Here is an 18,555-nt window from a genome sequence, read left to right on the forward strand (position 1 = left end):
GGTACCGGCGCGGCGATGAGTTTTCCGGCCCCGGCAGGTCTACATCTTGACCGGGACGACCAACTCATCGGGAGTACAGACATGGGCCTCATCCACATCGAGCTGTTCGCGACCCTCGACCTCGTCGCGCAGGCGCCCGGCGGACCCGACGAGGACCCGGTGGGGTTCCCGTTCGGCGGCTGGCAGGCGCCCCTGCTGGACGAGGTCACCGGGGCGCAGATCGGTGCCGCGTACGAGGGCACGGACGCCCTCCTGCTCGGCCGGCGCACCTACGACATCTTCGCCGCCTACTGGCCGCACCAGAAGGAGGGCGACATCGCCGAGCTCTTCAACCGCGTCCCGAAGTACGTGGCCTCCCGCGGCACGCCCGAGCTCCCGTGGGCCGGGTCCACGCAGCTCGGCCCGGACCTGGCCGGCGCGGTGCGCGAGATCCGGGAGCGGCACGAGCACGTGAAGGTCGTCGGGAGCCTGGACCTGGTGCAGACCCTCCTGCGGGAGAAGCTCTTCGACCGTCTCGACCTCTGGGTGCACCCGATCGTGCTCGGCGTCGGGAAGAAGGTGTTCGACGGTGGCGCGGTGCCCACGAACGTCACGCTCCTCGAACCGCCGGTGGCCGGCCCCACGGGCACCGTGTTCCTGCGTTACGGGCTCGCCGAAGGCACGCCCAGGACGGGCGACATGAGCGCGCCCGACCGCGGTCTCGGGCGCGACGACTCCCGGTGATCCGATGACCGCTGTCAACGCCAATGAGATCGCCTTGGGCATCGAGTCGTTCGGTGACGACGACGCGCCGCTCGTCCTGCTCGCGGGCGGGACGACGATGCTCTCCTGGCCCGACGCGCTCTGCGAGCGCCTCGCCGCCGGCGGGCGCCGTGTGGTGCGCTACGACCTGCGCGACAGCGGGGAGTCGACGACAGCGGATCCGCAGGCACCCGCCTACACCCTGCGCGGCCTCGCCGCCGATGCGGCGGCCCTTGCCGACGCGCTCGGCGGGGGGCCTGCGCACCTCGCGGGGATCGGCGTCGGCGGGATGGTCGCCCAGGTGGCCGTGCTCGACCATCCGGGCACGTTCTCCGCGCTCACCCTGGTCGGCACCCGCGCGGTTGCCCCCGGCCCGCCCGACGACGACCTCCCCGACCATGACCAGGCGACGATGAGCCGGCTGTTCGCGCGTCCGATGCCCGACTGGACCGACCGCGAGGCGGTTGCGGATTTCGCCGCCGCCGGCGCGGAGATCCGCGGCGACGACCCCGTCGCCGCGCGCGCCGTCGCCGCGCGCATCTGGGACCGCACGCCCGGCACCACGCCCCCGGTCCAGATGGCCAACCAGATGGGCATGGTGTTCTCCAGGCTCGACTGCACACCCCGCTGGCGCGAGCGCCTGCCCGAGATCGAGGTCCCCACGCTCGTCGTCCACGGCCGCCGCGACCCGTTCTTCCCCGTCGGCAACGGCGAGGCGCTCGCGCGCGAGATCCCCCGGGCACGGCTGCTCGTCCTCAAGGAGGCCGCCACCGCGATCCCCGACGCGGCGGTCGGCGAGGTCGCCGAGGCGATGCTCACGCTCGGATAGAGGACGGCGGACGCCGCGCGGACGCGTTGGGTGAGCCGCTGGGGGCTGATGGGTGCGGGCACGGCGGGCCGGGTAGCCCGACGTCGAGGGCGGTCCGCTGACCTGCTAATATTCTTCTCGTCGCGAGGGAGATGATTCCTCGCCAGGCGTCAGCGGTGCTACCAGAGCACGTCCTACTTTCAGTAGGGAGAGTCCGTGCAACCCGGGCCTGGCGCTCCACTGTCGGACGAGGTCCGGTGCCCACTGGGTGCCGGGCCTCGCCCGCGTTTGCGGGCCGTTCACGGGTCAGAACGGCGGCAGCCCCCGGCGAGCGGCTTCTGCTGTACCGCCTGCTCGCCCCATCCGGTCTGACCGCTGACCGTGCGGGTCAGCAAGGGTGACTGGCTGCCAGAGATGTGTGGGCTCCGCCGTCCTTGCTGTCGCGCGAATCCCCGTTCCCCGGCACGGATTCGTTCCCGGCGCCCTCTTGATCGGCCCTCTCCCCCGCATACGGTCCACAGCCATCGGACCCACACGGGACGAGAGGAACGATCACGAACGAATCCGCTCCTACCTGCTCCCGGCACCGATCTTCGCGCTTCGGCACATCGAGATCGTGGTGCACTTCCGGTAGTTGCGGGAAGCCGACCCGCCGGCCCGCTCGGGGTTCAGACGGCGGGCCGGCCGTCTCCAGCGTGCGGGTGCGCGGGTTGGCCGCGCACCCGCGGCTACGCCAGCGCGGCGATCACGCCCGGGCCGCCCCATGCTGTCGGTCGCGCCCCCGCAGCCACAACCAGGCGGTGCGCGGCCGCACCGCAGCGCCCCGACCGAAGCCCCACACCTCGACCCGGCGACCCTCGAGCTGTCCCCGGTCGTCTCCGAGCCCTGCGCTCAGCCTGCCGTGTCCTCCTCGCCCCGCAGGAGTTCGCTGATGATCTCGATGCCGAGCGCATAGGCCGGCGTGCCCGAGGTGATCAGCGCGGTTTCGGCCACGCCGGCGAGTTCGGCGAGCTCGGCCCCCGCGTGCAGGGCTCCGCGGGCGTGGATCCGGGCGGGACCCGGGCGGCCGAGCGCCAGCAGCTGGCCGAAGTGGACGAGTTGCTGGACCCGTGCGCCGAGCGGGTTGTCGGTCAGCACGATGTGTCGCAGCGTCATGAAGGCCTCCTCCGTGTGGAGTCGGCCGAGGGTCCGGGCCACGTGCAGCCGGTCCTCCGCCCCGTGAGGGACGGCGCCCAGCGTCGTGCGGTAGCGGTCCCGCAGGGCCTCGGCGCGCTGGGCGAGGTCGCCGTCCGTCGTGCGGTCGTCGTCCGTCATGAGGCAACCCGGGCCATCGAAGCGCGAACGGCCTCCAGGGCGCCGTCGGGGAAGTCCACGGCCCCGCCGAGCGCTCGCGCCGCGATCTCCGCCTCGGCGCTCTCCTCGATCGCCATCACCAGGCGGGCGGCAGCCTGTGCGTCGGCGCCGAAGACCAGCAGGCCGTGGTTGGCCAGCAGGACCGCGGCCGTCGTCGGGCGGCGTTCCAGGACCTCGGCGACGCCCCGGACCGAGACGTCCGACCCGCGCGGCCCCCAGGGCACCACCGGCACCTCCTCGGCCTGCCCGAAGCGGAGCATCGGCTCGGTGCGACACGGCAGCGGCCGGTGGGCCACCGCGAAGGCGGTCGCGGCGGGTGAGTGGGTGTGGATCACCGCACCCACCTGCGGGCGGGCGCGGTAGACGATGCTGTGCATGGCGATGATCTCGGCACCTGCGGACTTCAGTTCGCCATCCAGGACCTGTCCGTCGAGGTTGAGGGTCGCCAACTGTTCGGACCGCAGATCACGCACCCACCCCGGGGAAAGCAGGAAACGCCCGCCGTCGAGCCGCACGCTCAGGTTGGCGTGACCGGAATGCGACATCACTCCCGCGACGAAGAGCTGCCTGGCAGCCTCGACGAGCTGGTGAGCCGGGTCGTTCAGTTCAGGTGTGTCTGTCATTCGCAGCCTCTCCAAGTCTCCTGGCCGGCGGCCGCTGTTGCGCCGTCGGCCCGCGTAACTGCAGCCTCTGACTTGAACTAAGGTTCAAGTCAAGCGTCCGAGTGAGAGCGGGGGGAATGACGTGCTTATGACGATCGGCCGACTCGCGGAGCTCACCGGAGTGCCCGCCTCCGCCATCCGGTTCTGGGAGCGCCACGGCCTGCTGCCGACACCCGAACGCCAGAGCGGGCAACGCCGCTATCCGCCGGAGGCCGCCGAGCGGATCGTGCTGCTGCGTAAGTGCCAGCAGGCCGGGCTGACCCTCGCCCAGATCAGGGAGTTCCAAGAGGACCAGCCACGCAGAGCAGCAATGATCCGAACCAAGCTCGCCGAAATCGAGCAGCTCATGGTCGACCTCGACCACGCCCACCAGCTGCTGGCGCATGCCCTGCAGTGCAGCAAGCAGGACATTGTCGCCTGTCCCACGTTCCAGGAGCAGATGGCGACCTGGCGTCGGTGACGACCAGGGCGACCGGCGGGCCGGGGAGCGGGCGGGCCGGCCTGGGAAGTGCCGGCCCGCCCGGCGGCGGCTCAGGGGGTGTGCTCGCCCTCGCCGAATAGGGCGATCAGGCCGTGGGGTGCGTCGTCGCCGTGGAGGAGTTCGCTCAACTCCGCGCCCTCGGCGGCGGACCGGGCGGCGCGGGGGAACATGGCCCGCTCGTAGGCGGTGAGTGCGGCCTCAGTGTCGTCGGGGTGAGCGGCGAGGGCGAGGCCGAGTTCGGCGCCGTCGAGCATGGCCAGGTTGGCGCCCTCGCCGTTCGGGACGGCGAGGTGGGCGGCGTCGCCGACCAGGGTGACGCCGGGCATCCGCTCCCACCGATGCCCGGTCGGCAGGGCGTAGAGGGGGCGCAGCAGCGGTGCGGTGTCGCTGTCGGTTATCAGTGCGGTGAGTTCCGGGGCCCAGCCGTCGAATTCCCGCGCGATCCGGGCGGTGGCCGCGGCCGGGTCGGTGAAGTCGGTGCCGGCGAACCATTCCTGGGGTCGGGACAGCATCGCGTAGGTGTGCAGGGTCGCGTCCTTCTCCCGGTGGGCGGCCAGCTGTCGGCGCCCCGGCTCGATCGCGAACATCGACCCGCCGCCGACCGCCTTCGCGGTGGCGGGGTGTCGGGTGTCGGCGTCGTGCAGGTAGGCCTCGACGAACGACATGCCGCAGTACTCGGGAGCGGCGTCGGACAGCAGCGGCCGCACCTTCGACCAGGCGCCGTCCGCGCCGACGAGCAGGTCCGTGACGAGGGTGGCGCCGTCGGCGAAGGACACCTCGTGGCGGCCGTCGCCGAGGGCTCGGACGCCGCCGACCTTGCGCCCCCAGCGGACGGTGCCGGCCGGGAGCGCGTCGAGCAGCAGTTGCCGCAGTTCGCCGCGCTGCACCTCGGGGCGTCCTCCGGTGCCGTCGTCGGTCTTCTCGAACAGGACGCTGCCGTCCCGGTCGAGGATGCGCAGCGCCTGGCGGCCCTCCAGGACGAGGTCGCGGAACTCGTCCGTCAGCCCGGCCGCGCGCACCGCCGACTGGCCGGTGTCGTCGTGGATGTCGAGCATGCCGCCCTGCGTGCGCGCTGTCGGGGAGGCCTCTGCCTCGTAGACGGTGGCGGGGATGCCATGGACGTGCAGGACGCGGGCGAGGGTGAGGCCGCCGAGCCCGGCGCCGATGATCGTGATGTCAGTGGCCACTGGTGGGTCCTTGCCTGTTGCGGGCCCTCCGGCCGGGTGCCGGCGGGTCCTTGCGCAACGGTGCCGGGCCGTACCGTCAGACGGCTGACAGGCCGCCGGTACGGACCGGCGGGCCGCTGGCATCCGACCGGTACGACGCCGGCCCCGGCTCAGACGCTTCTCCACCACGGACGTCACCACGCACTCGAGGCGCTGACGCACAGACCGTGGCCGCGGGACCGGGAAGTCATCGACACACCCGATCCGACGCCACCGCACCGGCCCGGGAGACCGTTTCCGGACCCGAACCGTACGAATCAACGACCCGCGAAGTACGGGTCCAGATTGTCTGGCCGCCGCTGGGGCGAGCTATCCGGCCGCCAGCGGGGAGCACTACGGCTCTGACCGCAGGTCCGCAAAAAAGGTCCCTGCGGAGGTCGCTACCCGGCAGCCACAACCTGGCCGGCGGTGACCTGGGGAGGGTTGGGGAGCAGTGACGTGAGGTTGTCCCGCACGAAGTCCGCCGCCCTCTGGATCGATTCCTCGGCCCCGGCTTGCTCGCTGAAGACGCTGGTGGAGACCATCACTCCGTCCCCGGCGTCGACCCAGTAGTAGGCCACGAATCCGGGAACCTGGCGAAGGAGCGGCACGAATCCCTCGGCCACTCGGCGACCTGCCTCCGCAGGATCGGTCACCCCTTCGTACCGCCGTACCGCTGCGTACACGCTGGTCTCCTCACGGGTCCCGAGGTCATCTCGTGCGAGACGACATACCCCTCGCTGGGCGTCTCCCGCTCGCGAGGTGTCCGGAAGGCACCCGGATGGCCGCATTGGCATCCTCGGCCAGCTGCTGTGGCCAGCTCCGGGCCCGCAAGGTCCCGGCGCGGACCTCTGACCAGCCCGGACAGCGGGAAACGCTGCGGGAGTACTGGGTATGGGGGCACACTTCAGCCGGGCTTCAGGCCGAGCCTGGCTGTCGGCTCGTGACAAGTGCGGCGAGGCGTTCGAGGCCTTGATCGATCTGTTCGACGGTCACTTGGCTGTAGGACAGGCGGAGTTGGTGCGCGGCCGCGGGGTCGGAGCTGAAGTAGCTCATGGGCGTCCACAGCACGCCGTGGTCGCGCGCGGAGATCTCCAACAGTGCGTCGTCCGCCGGGAACGGCACTGTCAGTACGGTGAAGAACCCGCCACGGGGCACGTTCCAGCTCACCCCCGAGCCGCCGTCGCGTGGGAAGTGCCGCTCCAGGCCCGCGAGCAGCCGCCTGAGGTTGTCGCGGTACAGGGCGATCTCGCGTTCGTTGGCGCCGTAGAGGTTGCAGTCGTGGGTCAGGAGCTTTCCCGCGATCACCGCCTGGGCAATGGGCGAGGTGTTCACCGTGAGCATGCTCTTGATCTTCGAGAGTTCGTCGGCCAGCAGCCCGACCCGGCCGGTGGCGGTGGCGACGCGCTGGTCCGCCACCGCGTACCCGATCCGGGCGCCGGGCAGACCGGTCTTCGCGAACGACCCCAGGTAGACGACCCTGCCCCGGGTGTCGAGCGACTTCAGGGTGGGCAACCGCTCACCGTCGGCACCGAAGTACCCGTACGGGTTGTCCTCCAACAACAGCAGGTCGAGCCGTTCCGCGAGGTCGAGGAGCAGGTGACGGTTCGCCAGGCTGAGCTGACTGCCCGAAGGGTTGGAGAAGTCCGGCACCAGGTAGCAGGCGCGGGGCCGCATGCCGCGTGCCCGTGCTCCCAGCACCGCCTCTTCGAGGCGGTCGAGGTCCACGCCGTCCGGTCCCTCGGCGACCTCCAGCACCGGCATGTCCACCAGCCGGGCGGCCCCGCTGAGACCCACGTAGCTGGGCGACATCGCGAGGACTGCGTCCCGCTCGTCCGCGCGCAGCGCCCGGAGCACCAGGAACATCGCTTCCTGGCACCCCACGGTGACCACCACGGACTCCGGGTCCACGATGATGCCCTCGTCCAGCTCCAGATGACGGGCGATCAGCTCGTGGACGATGCCCTTGGTCCGCCCGTACTGGAACAGTGTCCGGCGCACCTGGGCCTCGTCGTACCCCTTCTCCTCCCTCAGGTACTGCTCGAAGCGCCGGAGGTAGTCGTGGACGAGACCGGAGTCGAAGAATCCCTCGTAGGGGCGCCCGGCGGCGAAGGAGATCGCGTCCGGGAACCGCTGGGCGATCTCGTTGAGGAAGTTCATCGAGTTCAGTGCGTCGTCCTCGAGCGAGGCGTGCAGCGCCGAGGTGTGCAACAGGGTCTCCATGTGCTGCCGTGTCACCGCTGGACCGTCCCTTCGACTCCGCCGTTTTCCCTGTACGCCGCACCGGTGCGGTCCGCGGGCCACGGCCCCCGGAAGGTTCGCAGGGACCGTGCCGCGCCCACCTCGGAGCACCCGGCGAGCCCGAGGGCGTCTCGCAGCTCGGTCGCGAGCAGTTCGAGGACCCGGTGCGCGCCTTCGGTGCCGCCCGTGGCGAGTCCCCACAGCAGCGGACGGCCGACGAGGACGCCGCTCGCCCCGAGCGCGAGCGCCTTCAGCACGTCTACACCGCTGCGGATCCCGCTGTCGAGCAGCACCTCGCAGCGCCCGGCCACCGCCGTGCACACCTCGGCCAGCACGTCGATGCTCGCCACAGCGCCGTCGAGCTGGCGCCCGCCGTGGTTGGAGACGACGACGGCGTCCACCCCGCACTCGGCCGCTCGGGCGGCGTCCGCGGGGTCGAGCACGCCCTTCACCAGCAGCGGCAGTCGGGTGCGACGCCGTAGTTCCTCGAGGTCCGCCCAGTTGAGGGACGGGGCGAAGGCCGCGGCGGTGTGCCGGGCCACAGCGGACTCGCCCGAAGCCGCACGGTGGGCCGCCGATCCGGTGCCCGCGGAGAGGTTCGCCGCCACCACGTCGTCCGGCAGGGCGAAGCCGTTGCGCAGGTCGCGCCGGCGCCGGGCCATCCACGGCACGTCGGCCGTGAGCATCACCGCAGCGCAGCCGGCGTCCTCGGCACGGCGTACGAGGTCGAACGACTGGTCGCGATCGCGCAGCATGTAGAGCTGGAACCAGGTCGTCGCCCCGACGGCGGCCACCTCTTCCAGCGTGTAGCTGCTCAACGTGCCCACGGTGAACGGGATCCCGGCCTCCTTCGCCGCGCATGCGGCGGCGAGTTCGCCCTCGGGGTGCACCAGCTTCTGGTAGCCGACCGGTGCGGTGGCCACCGGCATGGACACCGGGCGCCCGAGCAGGGTGGTTGCCAGGGCGCAGCCCGACACGTCGCGCAGGGCCCGCGGCACGATGCGCACCTGGTCGAACGCGGCCCGGTTGGCGGCGAGGGTGAGCTCCGTCCCGCTGCCGCCTGCCACGAAGTCCCGTACGGGGGCGGGCAGCAGGGCGGCCGCAGCCCGTTCGAAGTCGGCCGGGCTGAGGAGGTCCTCGGGTGCGAACGTGGCGGGGACGGCTGTCATCGGGCGGGACCGTTCTGCCGCAGCTGCTCCAGCTCGACGGCCTCGTACAGGGCCTTGATGTTGGAGGAGCCGAACGTCTCGGCGCCGAGCCGCTCGATGACCTCGAAGAAGAGGGTGCGCCGCGGGTGCGTGGACCGGGTGAAGATCTGGAAGAGCTGTCCGCCGTGGTCCTCGTCGACGAGCAGGTTCAGCTCGCGCAGCGCCTCCAGGCCGTGCCGGCGCAACTCCACCCGTCGGCCGAGCAGTTCGTAGTACGTCGCGGGGGTGCTCAGGAACTCCACACCGCCGCGGGCCAGGGCGCGGACCGAGCCGACGGCGTCCTCGCTCGAGAACGCGATGTGCTGGACGCCCGAGCCGCCGTGGTTCTTCAGGAAGTCGTCGATCTGGCCGGGGTCGGCGTCCGGGTCCGGCTGGATGACCGTGAAGGTGATGTCACCGCCGCGGCTCTGCACCACCTTCGACAGCATCGCCTGCGATCCGACGGCGATGCGCTCCTCGAATATCTCCCTGAACCCGAAGGACTGCTGGTAGAACGCGACCATCTCCTCGAGCTCACCGACGTTCACGCACACGGCGAAGTGGTCGATCTCCACCAGCCCGGGGGCGTCTGCGGCGGGCGTCTGCGCGGAGGCGTCGGCCTCGACATGCCGGAACCCCGCCGGAAGCCCGTCGGTGCCGTCTCGTTCGACCAGGGTGTGCACGACGTCCCCGAAGCCGGAGACCTCGGCGGCGACGACGCCCGTCCCCGGGGTGCGGGCCGGGGTGGCCAAGGGTCGGGCTCCGCGGTCCACCGCATGGGCGAAGGCGGCTTCCACGTCGCCGGTGCTCAGGGCGATGCGGGCCACGCCGGAGCCGTGGAGATGGACGTAGATGGTGGCCGGGTGCTCGTCGTCGGTGCCTTCGGTGAGCACCAGGAGGATCCTGCCCTGACGCAGGGCGAGGCTGCGGAAGCCCTCCTCCGGCCCGCCTGCGGTGCCGACGACGGCGAAGCCGTACCTGCTGGTCCACTCGGCGGCCTCGCGGTCCAGGTCCTCGACGTAGAGCTCCACATGGTCCAGTCGGAGGTCGTCGACCGGAAGGGCGGCGTCGTGCTGCGGCTGATCGTGACGTTCGAAGTCTTCTGTGATGGTCATACGCGGATATCCCGATTCTTCCTATGGTCTGGTTGGCCCATGGGGGGGGCTCACTCGGAGACGGTCTGCGCGTGCGTGTCCCGAACGGCCGGGCAGGACTCGGGGTCGGCGCAGTCCGGAGTCCGCTGCGGTGTCCTGCGCACCAGCACGTCAGGTGGTAGGCGGCCGGGTTGCCGTCCGCGAGCGGGAACTCCCGGTACGCGTTCGCGCCGCCGTCCTGGACGGTGCGGCGAGATGGCGCGGCGGGGCTCGGCCGACCGGTCAGGCCGGCTGCAGTGGTGGGTCCGGCAGTGGTGGAAGCTAGTGTGCCCTTCCGGGATCTCGATCGGCGCCTTGCGCGTCCGTGCCGCCGACCCGGGTCGCGGGGAGGCCGCTGGTGAACTCCGCGGCCGTGACAGGGGCGGCGTTGGCGCCGGCGGAGGGAACGGGAAGCTCGACTTGTGGTCCTGCTCCCGGCACGGTCTCCGAGGATCCGATGACCGCCGTGATGCGCAACTCCGCCAGGAGGTCGGCCAGTCGGGGGTTGCCCGGCCCAGGCCCGAGCGGAAGGTGGACCGCTCCGAGCCGGGCCACCGTCACCGGCGCGCCCGGACGGCCCGCGACCCGGCTCTGATACCGCGTGAACACGTCCTCCCCGGAGGCCGACGGTAGACGTGGCTTCCGTGGGCAAAGCCCAGCTTGTCGGTCATGCTCACCCCCTTAGGCATGCCGACGGAGCAGTCATGGCCGACACGCGTGTAAATCCCCCGGGCCTGCCGGAACGGCAGAGCCATTCCCGGCACGGCGCAAGACCGGAGAGAAGGGATGAACTCGTCTCGCGAACTCATGGGTCAATTCCAGCGCGCACGGTGCTGGATTAGACCGCTCCCCCGTCGCCCGGCACAAGGTCATTCGGCTGGGCGTTCTCTTGTCCTGTGGAACAGATTCTCTAAGACATTGTCAATGGAACGGCAGCCGCCCGGTCGGCGGCTCGAAGATCAGTAGATGTGCTCAAAAGCATCGCGTCAAGTGATCTACGGCAGGGTCCGGCGAACTTGGCAAGGTCTGGCCAACTTGCCGCGAATGAGGTGGGCCCGATGGCCTCTTCGTGTCGAGTTCGGCGAATGTGAAAAGTGAAAGAGGACGGTGCATAACAGAAAAATCCGACAGCGGTCCGCGGTTCAAGGGCCTGCAAGGGTGACGCCGGTCTCGGCGAGGGAGTCGAGCCGGGAGGCCAGGGACTGCCGAGCGGCCGAGGCGCGGGCGCTGTCGTATGCGTCCCCGGCCGATCCCATGGACGCGGCGCGGCCTGACCGGTCAGCAAAGTCAACCGCGGCCGCCAGCACCCGGCCCGGGTCGACCGCATGCGCGCGAAGACAGCAAGTCGCCTCGTGTTGATGGCACTTACGCTGTAAGGGTAGTGTCCAAACGTGCGACATGCGGCGAAAGTCTCAGGCCTGTCGTCGTGAGACGATGGCAACCTGACGACCTGTTCGCACATGACGGAGAGCCAGGAGGGCGTCGGCGGGTGGGGGTACGCGCCCGCCGTCCTCGACGCACACGAACGCCGCAATGAGGCGGCGAGGAGTCCTCCAGCCTGCGCGGCACGGCAAATCCGAGACAGCCGTGCGGCGATCGATCCAGAGAAGACAGAAATTCCACAATCACGGGGGACATCGTGGTTCCGATGGAACATGACAGTCGCGTACAGAAAACCACCGGGGAGCGTCACGGCATCGAGACGGTGCACGGACTGTTCCGGTGGTGCGCGGAAGAATGGCCGTCCGCTGTGGCGATCGTGTCCGGCGACCGGCGGGTGACCTACCGCGAACTGCAGGCGCTCGCCGACGACTACGCCGTCGAGCTCGCGAGCCACGGCGTCGGGCGGGGCGATCTGGTGCCTGTGCTCATGGACCGCACCCCGGAGCTCGTCGCCACGCTGCTGGCGGTGCTCGAGTGCGGCGCCGCCTATTCCGCCCTCGACGTCCGGTGGCCGCACGAGCGGCTCACCTCGCTGATCACGGCGTTGGACGCGAAGGTGCTCGTGACCTCCGCGGCGGGCGGGTGGCCCGTCCCGGTCGTGGCGCCGCCCGGCGTCCAGGACGCCCACAACGCCGTCACCGCAGGACGCGAACCGCACCGCATCGAGCTGCGTGGCGACGAGCCGTGCGCCGTGTTCTTCACCTCGGGATCGACCGGCGAGCCGAAGGCGAGCGTCGTTCCCCACAGTGGCATGGTCCGCCTCTTCGCGGACTGCGACTTCGCCGCCTACGGCCCCGGCAACGTCGTTCCGCAGCTCGCGCCGGCGACCTGGGACGGGTTCTGCCTCGACGGCTGGGGCGTCCTGCTGGGCGGCGGCACGGCGGTGTTCCTCGACGATCCGGTGCTGGTGCCGGCCACGCTCCGCCGGATCGTGGCCGAGCACGGGGTCAACGGCGCCTCCCTGACGGCCTCGCTGTTCAATCTGATCGTCGACGAGGACCTCGACGCGTTCGAGGGGCTGCGCTGGCTGATCACCGGCGGTGAGCGTGCGTCGGCCGCCCACATGGGGCGATTCGTGCAACGCTTCCCGGCCGTCGAACTGAACAACATGTACGGTCCGGTGGAGTCCACCGCGGTGGTGACCGCACGCCGGGTCACGGTCGAGGACTGTGTCGACCCCGGAGGCGTTCCGCTGGGCCGGGTGCTCAACGGGACGAAGATCTTCGTGCTGGACGGAGACCGGCCCTGCGGCCCGGGCGAGACGGGTGAACTGTGCATCGCCGGGACCGGGCTCGCGTCGGGCTACCTCGGCGACCCGGAGCTCACGGCGAAGAAGTTCCCCGAGATCACCGTGGACGGGCAGACCCTGCGGGTGTACCGGACCGGCGACCTCGGGCACTACTCGGCCGAGCACGTGCTGTACTTCGACGGCCGCCTCGACCGGCAGGTCAAGATCCGCGGCCACCGGATCGAGCCGGCCGAGATCGAGCGGGCCGCCGCGCGCATCGCCGGGGTCACGGCGGCCGTGGTGGTAACGGTCGAGGGTCCGCAGGGACGAGGCCGCAGCCTGTGCCTGTGCTACGCCGGCCGCGGTGAGAGCGCGCCCGACGAGCTGGGCGTGCGCGCCGAGCTGGCCGCCCGGCTGCCCGGCTACCTCGTGCCCGACCGGATCCGCCGGTTGGCGGCGATGCCGTTGCTGGCCACCGGCAAGGTCGATCAGCGGGCGGTCGAACGACTCGCCGCCGAGGAGGACCACCCGGACGACTCCGCGCCGGGGGCGCACTTTTCGCTGGACCCCGTCGAGGCGCGCCTGGCGGCCGTGTTCGGCCAGATCCTCGACCGCGGCCCCGTCCCACCGGACCGCTCGATCTTCGAGCTGGGTGCCAACTCGCTCGACGCGGCCCGGCTCTGCGCGAAGGTGGCCGCCGAGTTCGGGGTGGCGGTGCCGGCCTCACAGGTGTTCGTGACCTCGACCGTGCGGGACCTCGCGGTCGCGCTGAAGCCGCTGCTGGACGCCGGCATCGCCGAGCCCGGTGCGCCGACCGCTGTGCCCGACACCGTGACGGAACAGGCTGCCGGGCCGATCGCACTGCCCGTGCACTACGCGCTGGCCCTGTGGGAGGGAATCTCCGAGGCCTCGGATCTCGCGTACCTCTGCTCGATGGCCTGGTGGATCGACGGCACCCCGGACGTCGAGGCGCTGTCCCAGGCGATCCTCGACGTCCACGGCCGGCACCAGGCGCTGCACTCGCGGTATCTGATGGACCCCGGCCCGATCGCGGTGCCGTCCGCCGACGTGGCCGGACCGGACCTCCGGCAGCTGCCGGACGAGCAGACGGAGGACGACGCGGTGGCCGCGCTGCACGCCGCGCTGTACCGGCCCCTGTCGCTCGCCGAGGGCAGGATCTGGCGCTGCGCGATGGTCCGCAGCACCAACAGCGGACGTCTGCTGTTCGGTCTCATCGTCCACCACGTGGCGTTCGACGGTGCGTCCCAGGAGCCGATGGCCGCCGACCTGGCCACCGCCTACCAGGCACGACTGCTCGGTCGGGCTCCAGAGTTCGCGCAGCCGGCCCAGACGCTGGCCGAGATCGCCGACATCTACCGCCGGCGGCGCGCGGCCGCCGACCTGGACGCCCAACTCGGCTACTGGAAGCAGGAACTCGACGGCCTCCCGCAGCTCGCCCTGCCGCGGCGGCAGTCCTCGCAGGCCACCGACGGCCCCCGGGTGTCGGTCTCCCGGCAGGTCTCCGGCCGGGAGATGGAGCCGTGGGACGCCGTCGTCCGCGACCTAGGGTCGACCAGGCTGGTCGCGCTGGCCGCGGCCTACGGCACGCTCCTGCGAAAGCTGTCCGGCCAGGACGAGTTCGGCCTCCTGGTGCCGTTCTCCAGCTGGGCCGGCGACCCCAGCCGGTCCATCTCCACCCGCATGGACATGCTGTGCCTGCGCCTGCGCCCCTCGTCCGCCGGAGGCGACCTGTGGGACAGCGCTGGCAAGGCGGTCGGCGCCGCACTCGCCGCCCAGGACGTGTCCTTCGCCGAGGCGGCCATGCCGGTGCTCGCCGGGATGGGCCGAGAAGCCCTGGGGCGGCTGCCGGTGCTCCTGGTGGAGAACCTGAGCGATCCGGAGTTGATGCTGCCGTCCTGCCGCTCCGAGTTCGTCCGCCTGGACGCTCCGACGACGCTGAGCGAGCTGGAGACCGAGGTCTGGTACGCCGCCGACGGCGGCGTACGGCTGAACGTGTGGGTGTGGACGGACCGGTTCCCCGTGGAGTTCGCGGAGGACTTCGCCGACGCGTTCCAGCATGTCCTGCGCGCGGGTCCGGCCGCATTGGCATAACCCGTCAACACGTCACCGACAAGCGCGGGGTCCCTCGGTATCCCTTACGAAGAGAGGCACGATGCTCACGACTGACGTCGAGACCGCGGACGGCGTCGTCCGCGGACGACGGGCCCCGCGCGCGCTGCAGTGGCGGTCCATCCCCTACGCGGCCGCACCGGTCGGGGAGTTGCGGTTCCGGGCACCGCAACCGGTGCGGCCGTGGACGGGCGTACGCGACGCCACCCGGTTCAAGAACGCGGCCGTACAGCGCCGCAACCCGATGGTGGGCATGCGCCCGACCGGCGAGGACTGCCTGACCCTGAACGTGACCGCGCCCCCGCGACCCTCGGCGCGGCCACGACCCGTCATGGTCTTCATCCACGGCGGCGGTTACCTCTTCGACACCGCGGCCCGGTATCCGGGTGACTCGCTGGCCGCGCGTGGCGATGTCGTGGTGGTGACGCTCAACTACCGGCTGGGCGCGCTCGGCTACGTCGACTTCACCGAGTTCTCCACCGCTGATCGGCCCTTCGAGTCGAACCTCGGCCTGCGGGACCAGATGGCGGCGTTGCGGTGGGTGCGTCGCAACATCGCCGCTTTTGGCGGCGATCCGGACAACGTCACCGTCTTCGGCGAGTCCTCGGGCGCGGACGCGGTGCTGACGCTGATGTCGACCCCGACCGCGGCCGGGCTGTTCCACTCCGCGATCGCGCAGAGCCCGGCCGCGGACTGGGCCGCCGTGGACGTCGAAGAGGCCCGCCGGTTCGCCCGCCGGCTCCTCGGCCGGCTCGGCGTCACCCCGGACTCCGCGGCGCGGGCATTGACCACGGCGGCCGCGAAGGACCTCTGCCAGGCCGCCGAGCGGGCGCTGCGGGACGTGGTGCGAGCCTTTCCCGGCAGCTACCCGATCGCACCGGTGGTCGACGGCGGCTTCCTGCCGCTGGACCCGTTGGACGCCATCACCGCGGGCAGCGCGCAGGCGGTGCCGCTGATCGTCGGCACCAATCGCGATGAATGCACCGTGTCCCAGTTCGACGCCACCGTGCCGACCACCGCGCCCGTGCTGCGCGCCGCGCTGGAGCGCTGCGGCGCCGACCACGAGCGGGTGGTCGCCGCCTACCCCGGCTATCCGAAGCGGGCGGCCGCGATCCAGGTCAGCACGGACTTCGTGCTGTGGCGACCGATGCAGGCGGTGCTCGAAGGGCACAGCGGCCGGGCCGCCACGTTCTGCTACCGCTTCGACTTCGCACCGCGCGCGTTGCGTCTTGCCGGGTTGGGGGCCGTGCACGGGATCGAACTGCTGCCGGTGTTCGGTGGCGTCGACAGCGTGCCGGTACGGCTGTTGACCCTGGCCGGCGGGCGGCAGGGATTTCGCGCCGTGCAGGACGAGGTCCAGGACAACTGGTTGGCCTTCGCTCGTACCGGCCGGCCGCTCGCCTCCTGGCCGGAATACACGGTGGCGCAACGGAACACCCGCATCATCGACCATCCGTCGCGGACCGAGGTGGACCCGCAGCGGGAACGCCGGCTGGTCTGGGAAGGAATCCGCGTCCCCGCCACGGAATGAGCCGTGGCATGGTCGCGGGGTCCGTTCGCCGACGCGCGATCGCCTTGTCGGCAGTCGACCTCACCGAGGTCGACTGCCGACAAGGGCGTCAGCGCTCGCTTCGGTCAAAGACCGCCATCACCCTGGAGCGCTGAAGTCAGTAGCATCCCGATCATGAAGCTTCGATTCCTTGCCGTTGACCTTCCGCCGATCGATCAATTGGCGGGACACCGGCGCGCTCAGGCGATCTACTACGCGGCCACCTACAACCTGGACGAGTACCCGACGTTCGAGGCCCTGGCCGAGGAGGGCCTGGTACTCCAGTGCTTCGAGGTGCGCGACCAGGACGGACACGTGCTGGCCGAGTGGTGGCAGTTCTACCGCGGGGACAGCGGCGTCCTCTTCCGAGCCGGGACGCTCGACCCGATCGGTGAAGCCCTCCAGCACGGATTCGTCTGCCGGGACCACGAGTTGTGGGCGGCGCTGGCGGAGGTCGACGACGCGCCCGGCTTCATCGACTGGTCGATAACGCCCGAGGACGACCGGGGCTCGGATTGGGACCGCCTCTGGCACCACACCGACCCGGCGGAGGCCGAGCGGCTCTACGACCTCAACGGTCGGGTGTTCACCCGGGGATGACGAGGTGCGCCGATGCGAGACCACACCGACCGGTCTCACCAGCCCGGCCGGGGAGCACGACCGTCGCGGCGGCGTAGGCGCCGGCCGGGGAGGCGTAGGCGCCGGCCGGGGAGGCGAGCAGGCCGGTGGTGATGAGAGCCGCAGCGGACCTAGGTCAAGCGGGCCACGGCCAGAGGCAGCGCGCGGTCGAGCGCCGCCTCGGCGTCGCACGGCACATCGGGCCGGACGCCGGTGCCCTCCCAGTTGGTGCCCGAGACCGGGTTGACCGCGCGGGCGACGGGCACGCTGAGTTCCAGGTGCGGGTGCACCGTCCAGCCCTCGCGCGGGTGCGCGCCGCCCCGGGTGGCCTCCCCGACGACCTCGGCGCGGCCGAGCTGCTGCAGGTCGTAGGCGAGTTCCTCGCCCGCGGAGAAGGTGTTTCCGCTCGTCAGCACGTAGAGCGGCTTGCTGGCGCCGAAGCGGGCACCCGGTACGAACGGGGGCGTCCAGGACTGCTCGGCCACCTCTCCCTGCCGCGAGAGCATGGTGTTGAGGTGGGTGCGGCCGTCGAGCAGGTAGCCGCAGATGAAGGCGACCGTGTCCGGATCGCCACCGGTGTTGCGGCGCAGGTCCAGGATGAGGGCGCGGGCGGGGGCCACCAGTGAGAGCGCCGCGGTCAGCGGCTGTGCCGCCCAGTCCAGCGGGAACATCTTGGGTGCGATCTCCAGGACGGCGACGCCGCCGTCGAGGAGCTCCACCCGGGGAACGCCGCCCAGGGAGGCGTCGAATTCCCTCCGCATCGCGGCGAGTGCCGCCGCGCCTTGTTCCGGCGGCGCGGGCACGGCGTGGTACTTCAGGGCCAGGTGCAGGTCGCCGTTGACGGACCGCAGATCGGCGGTGACCGCTTCGGCCAACTCCTCGGCGGATTCGGCCCGGTAGGAGCCCTCGGCACTCCGGCGCCGCAGCAGGGCCGCCAGTTGCCGGGCGGCATCGGGGAAGACGTAGTTCTCGCAGACCAGGTCGGCTATCGACTCGACGACGGCGACGGCGTCCAACGCAGGCAGTGATGTGGTGGAGGTCATGGGAGGGAGTAGACCAGCGACTTGCCAAAGCGTCAAACGTACTTAACGCTTGATCAGGTGAGCCACCAACCAGACGAGGACGTCCAGCGGATCAGCACGCCCCTGCAGCACACGGCACTCGCCCACCCCCTGCGCCAGCGCCTGCTCTTCGCCCTGAGCAGCGGGCCGTCGACGATCAGCCGGCTCGCCGCGCAGCTGGGAGCGAACAAGGGCAGCATCTCCCACCACCTCAGGGTGCTGTGCGAGGCGGGGCTGGTCCAGGACGCGGGAACGCGGCGGGTGCGCGGCGGCACCGAGAAGTACTACCGGCGGACCGCCGGGCGACTCCTCGTCGCCGAACCGCAGGCCGAGGGCACGGCCGCGCTGCTCGGTGCCGTCGCCCAGGAGTTGGACCGCTCACCCGTCGACCACGTCCTGACACTGCGTCACCTCCGGCTCAGCCCGGCCAAGGCAGCGCGGCTCGCCGAGGCGCTGGCCGCACTGGTCGACGAGACGGAGGAGGATTCGGAGGGCGAGCCGGTGCACGGCCTCCTGGTGACGCTCTACCAGCAGGCCAGGACGTAGGGTCGGTCTGCTGAAGATCGTGTTGCGGTACGACTAGCTCCGTTTTCTTTGGACCAGCGGGCGGACCGGATGAAGATGCCCGCGATGTGGGGTCCGGCCTGGAAGACGGCGGCGGTCTTCTCGTAGCAGGAGTGAACGAACCACCCCGGCACCGCACCCGGTCCGGCCG

General features: G+C 71.2%; 15 protein-coding genes. 7 read left to right on the top strand and 8 right to left on the bottom strand.

Annotated features, from left to right (window positions below; genetic code table 11):
- The first annotated feature begins 81 nt into the window (after positions 1-81).
- Positions 82-723, top strand: coding sequence for a dihydrofolate reductase family protein (locus F7Q99_RS31605; protein WP_153467898.1), 642 nt, complete (start codon positions 82-84; stop codon positions 721-723).
- A gap of 4 nt (positions 724-727) precedes the next feature.
- Positions 728-1,570: an alpha/beta fold hydrolase gene (locus tag F7Q99_RS31610; RefSeq protein ID WP_153467901.1), complete on the top strand. Its 843-nt coding sequence runs from the start codon at positions 728-730 to the stop codon at positions 1,568-1,570.
- 870 nt (positions 1,571-2,440) lie between these two features.
- Here the strand turns inward: F7Q99_RS31610 and F7Q99_RS31615 are convergent.
- Together F7Q99_RS31615 and F7Q99_RS31620 are read right to left on the bottom strand one after the other, a co-directional pair.
- Positions 2,441-2,863: a carboxymuconolactone decarboxylase family protein gene (locus F7Q99_RS31615; RefSeq protein WP_153467904.1), complete on the bottom strand. Its 423-nt coding sequence runs from the start codon at positions 2,861-2,863 to the stop codon at positions 2,441-2,443.
- Positions 2,860-3,525: a class II aldolase/adducin family protein gene (locus F7Q99_RS31620; protein WP_153467907.1), complete on the bottom strand. Its 666-nt coding sequence runs from the start codon at positions 3,523-3,525 to the stop codon at positions 2,860-2,862. Before F7Q99_RS31620 ends, F7Q99_RS31615 begins: the two co-directional genes overlap by 4 nt.
- Before the next feature lie 127 nt (positions 3,526-3,652).
- Here F7Q99_RS31620 and F7Q99_RS31625 point away from each other — a divergent pair, with 127 nt between their 5' ends.
- A complete protein-coding gene (locus F7Q99_RS31625; protein ID WP_153467910.1) occupies positions 3,653-4,024 on the top strand; it encodes a MerR family transcriptional regulator in 372 nt (123 codons plus the stop codon).
- A gap of 71 nt (positions 4,025-4,095) precedes the next feature.
- Here the strand turns inward: F7Q99_RS31625 and F7Q99_RS31630 are convergent, their stop codons facing one another.
- The 5 genes from F7Q99_RS31630 to hppD all read right to left on the bottom strand — a co-directional run bounded on the left by F7Q99_RS31630 (position 4,096) and on the right by hppD (position 9,793).
- Complete coding sequence (locus F7Q99_RS31630; RefSeq protein ID WP_326847383.1) at positions 4,096-5,232, bottom strand: FAD-dependent oxidoreductase; 1,137 nt, start codon at positions 5,230-5,232, stop codon at positions 4,096-4,098.
- Between the two features lie 419 nt (positions 5,233-5,651).
- A complete protein-coding gene (locus F7Q99_RS31635) occupies positions 5,652-5,831 on the bottom strand; it encodes a hypothetical protein (RefSeq protein WP_153467916.1) in 180 nt (59 codons plus the stop codon).
- Between the two features lie 337 nt (positions 5,832-6,168).
- Positions 6,169-7,473 carry an aminotransferase-like domain-containing protein gene (locus tag F7Q99_RS31640; RefSeq protein ID WP_153467918.1) on the bottom strand — a complete coding sequence of 435 codons (1,305 nt, stop codon included), beginning with the start codon at positions 7,471-7,473 and terminating at the stop codon, positions 6,169-6,171.
- Positions 7,474-7,484: 11 nt separating this feature from the next.
- On the bottom strand, positions 7,485-8,660 hold the full coding sequence (locus F7Q99_RS31645; protein ID WP_153467921.1) for an alpha-hydroxy acid oxidase: 1,176 nt from the start codon (positions 8,658-8,660) through the stop codon (positions 7,485-7,487).
- Positions 8,657-9,793, bottom strand: a complete 1,137-nt coding sequence (hppD, locus tag F7Q99_RS31650) for a 4-hydroxyphenylpyruvate dioxygenase (protein ID WP_153467923.1) — start codon at positions 9,791-9,793, stop codon at positions 8,657-8,659. Before hppD ends, F7Q99_RS31645 begins: the two co-directional genes overlap by 4 nt.
- 1,666 nt (positions 9,794-11,459) lie before the next feature.
- Here hppD and F7Q99_RS31655 point away from each other — a divergent pair.
- From F7Q99_RS31655 to F7Q99_RS31665, 3 genes are all read left to right on the top strand, one after another.
- Complete coding sequence (locus tag F7Q99_RS31655; protein ID WP_153467926.1) at positions 11,460-14,594, top strand: non-ribosomal peptide synthetase; 3,135 nt, start codon at positions 11,460-11,462, stop codon at positions 14,592-14,594.
- A gap of 61 nt (positions 14,595-14,655) precedes the next feature.
- Entirely contained in the window at positions 14,656-16,143 is a 1,488-nt protein-coding gene (locus F7Q99_RS31660) for a carboxylesterase/lipase family protein (protein WP_153467929.1), read from the top strand.
- 153 nt (positions 16,144-16,296) lie between these two features.
- On the top strand, positions 16,297-16,761 hold the full coding sequence (locus F7Q99_RS31665; protein WP_153467931.1) for a hypothetical protein: 465 nt from the start codon (positions 16,297-16,299) through the stop codon (positions 16,759-16,761).
- Positions 16,762-16,910: 149 nt separating this feature from the next.
- On the opposite strand, the gene F7Q99_RS31670 is transcribed toward F7Q99_RS31665, so the two are convergent.
- Entirely contained in the window at positions 16,911-17,822 is a 912-nt protein-coding gene (locus F7Q99_RS31670) for a S41 family peptidase (RefSeq protein WP_153467934.1), read from the bottom strand.
- A gap of 57 nt (positions 17,823-17,879) precedes the next feature.
- Between F7Q99_RS31670 and F7Q99_RS31675 the strand changes: the two genes are divergently transcribed.
- Positions 17,880-18,386, top strand: a complete 507-nt coding sequence (locus F7Q99_RS31675) for an ArsR/SmtB family transcription factor (RefSeq protein ID WP_326847384.1) — start codon at positions 17,880-17,882, stop codon at positions 18,384-18,386.
- Positions 18,387-18,555: the final 169 nt, after the last annotated feature.

It is taken from the genome of Streptomyces kaniharaensis (assembly GCF_009569385.1).
Taxonomy (GTDB): Bacteria; Actinomycetota; Actinomycetes; order Streptomycetales; family Streptomycetaceae; genus Kitasatospora; species Kitasatospora kaniharaensis.

Excerpts from the sequence above, each read along its gene's own strand:
- F7Q99_RS31625 (WP_153467910.1), top strand. The coding sequence starts at position 3,653 with ATGACGATCGGCCGACTCGCGGAGCTCACCGGAGTGCCCGCCTCCGCC.
- F7Q99_RS31660 (WP_153467929.1), top strand. The coding sequence starts at position 14,656 with ATGCTCACGACTGACGTCGAGACCGCGGACGGCGTCGTCCGCGGACGA.
- F7Q99_RS31665 (WP_153467931.1), top strand. The coding sequence starts at position 16,297 with ATGAAGCTTCGATTCCTTGCCGTTGACCTTCCGCCGATCGATCAATTG.
- F7Q99_RS31670 (WP_153467934.1), bottom strand. The coding sequence starts at position 17,822 with ATGACCTCCACCACATCACTGCCTGCGTTGGACGCCGTCGCCGTCGTC.
- hppD (WP_153467923.1), bottom strand. The coding sequence starts at position 9,793 with ATGACCATCACAGAAGACTTCGAACGTCACGATCAGCCGCAGCACGAC.
- F7Q99_RS31620 (WP_153467907.1), bottom strand. The coding sequence starts at position 3,525 with ATGACAGACACACCTGAACTGAACGACCCGGCTCACCAGCTCGTCGAG.
- F7Q99_RS31610 (WP_153467901.1), top strand. The coding sequence starts at position 728 with ATGACCGCTGTCAACGCCAATGAGATCGCCTTGGGCATCGAGTCGTTC.
- F7Q99_RS31640 (WP_153467918.1), bottom strand. The coding sequence starts at position 7,473 with ATGGAGACCCTGTTGCACACCTCGGCGCTGCACGCCTCGCTCGAGGAC.
- F7Q99_RS31605 (WP_153467898.1), top strand. The coding sequence starts at position 82 with ATGGGCCTCATCCACATCGAGCTGTTCGCGACCCTCGACCTCGTCGCG.
- F7Q99_RS31645 (WP_153467921.1), bottom strand. The coding sequence starts at position 8,660 with ATGACAGCCGTCCCCGCCACGTTCGCACCCGAGGACCTCCTCAGCCCG.
- F7Q99_RS31615 (WP_153467904.1), bottom strand. The coding sequence starts at position 2,863 with ATGACGGACGACGACCGCACGACGGACGGCGACCTCGCCCAGCGCGCC.
- F7Q99_RS31655 (WP_153467926.1), top strand. The coding sequence starts at position 11,460 with ATGGAACATGACAGTCGCGTACAGAAAACCACCGGGGAGCGTCACGGC.